At 73.6% G+C, this 1,461-nt stretch carries 1 protein-coding gene; it reads left to right on the top strand.

Annotated elements, in window-relative coordinates; all coding sequences use genetic code 11:
* Nucleotides 1–350: 350 nt before the first annotated feature.
* The gene (locus I4I78_RS32345) at nucleotides 351–1,307 is read left to right on the top strand and encodes a hypothetical protein (RefSeq protein ID WP_218615307.1); all 957 of its coding nucleotides are present in this window, start codon (nucleotides 351–353) and stop codon (nucleotides 1,305–1,307) included.
* Nucleotides 1,308–1,461 lie beyond the last annotated feature (154 nt).

Here is a 1,461-nt window from a genome sequence, read left to right as displayed (position 1 = left end):
CCAGAGCAGCTCTCGTGCAGCGGAGCTGGACGAAAGCAGCGTTCGCGTTCCCGGGGGAGCTGGTGCACGGGGTACCTCGATCGGCGTGGGTTCGCCGCACGGTCTCGGCGCCACCCTTGCGGTGCCGGCGCGCGCGGCGCGGTCCCGGCGCGGCGCGGTCCCGGTGGGGCGCGGCGGTCCCGGTGGGGCGCGGTCGACCGTGGCGGGGCGGATCCGCGAGGTCGGGCCGGTGTCGGGCGGTTCGGCCGGCGCGGCGAGGACGCACGGGTGGTTGTCCACAACGCGGTGCGCGTATCCACAGATCGCAAGTGGATCCGGTCGTCCCGACGTCGGGCCCGCAGGCTGTTCGCATGTCCCGTTCTCTGGCCGCCGACGAGTACAGCGCCCTGTGCGGATCCACCGTCGTGCCGGTGGCCGCGCTGATCGCACTCGGGGTCCCGCGCAGCACGATCGCGCACAGGTGTCGCGCCGGCGGGCCGTGGATGTGGCTGATGCCCTCGGTCGTCAAGCTCAACAACGCGCCTCCGACGCGGGCCGACCGCCGCCGCGCCGCACTGCTGCACGCCGGGCAGAGCTCAGTGATCACCGGCCTCGACGCACTCCAACTGCACGGGATGAGCCGGATGCCGCAGCCGTCCGGACCGGTGCACCTGCTCGTCCCGACGACCTCGCGTCGCACCGGCCACGGCATCAGCCTCCTGGAACGGACCGAGCGGCTCCCGCGGGCGGACTCCGGGCGGTGGCCGCTCGCCCCGCCCGCGCGCGCCGTCCTCGACGCCTGCCGTCGGCTGCGGCTGCGTGACCAGGTGCGCGCGACGATCGCGGAGGCCGTTCAGACCGGACGCTGCGGCGTCGCCGAACTCGCCGCCGAGCTCGCCGCAGGTTCACAGCGGGGAAGTGCGCTGCCTCGGCAGATACTCGCCGAGGTCTCGGCGGGTGCGCGCTCCGCGGCCGAGGCCGCGGTGGTCGACCTGCTGCGCGGGGCCGGTATCGCGGAGCCGATGTGCAACGCCTGGCTCTACCGGCCGGACGGCACGTTCCTGGCCTGCGTCGATCTGTGGTTCGCCGACGTCGGACTGGCGTGGGAGATCGACTCGCGCGAGTTCCACCTCTCGCCGGACGACCACGAACGGACCCTCGAGCGGCACAACGCACTGGTCGCAGCCGGTGTACCGGTGCTGCGCAGCCTCCCGTCCCACCTCACCACCCGACGGGCCGACGTCCTGGCTCGCCTCCGCGACGCCCGCGCCGAGTCCGCCCGCCGACCGCTGCCCACGGTCGTCGCGTCCCCGCATCGCTTGCACTGAACGCAGCCACCCACTGAACGCAGCCCTGCACGAACGGGGCGCTCGTCCACCCACCTGGGACGAAAGCAGTTCTCGCTCAGTCTCCGCGGGAGTGCACTGCGCCGGACGAGCGGAGCTTCCGTGCAGGTTCGTTGCACGAGCGGAGCTCTCGTCC

The sequence above is a fragment of the Pseudonocardia sp. KRD291 genome (assembly GCF_019263595.1).
Taxonomy (GTDB): domain Bacteria; phylum Actinomycetota; class Actinomycetes; order Mycobacteriales; family Pseudonocardiaceae; genus Pseudonocardia.
The sequence above is the reverse complement of the archived record's forward strand: the minus strand, read 5'-3'. Positions and strand labels throughout refer to the sequence as shown.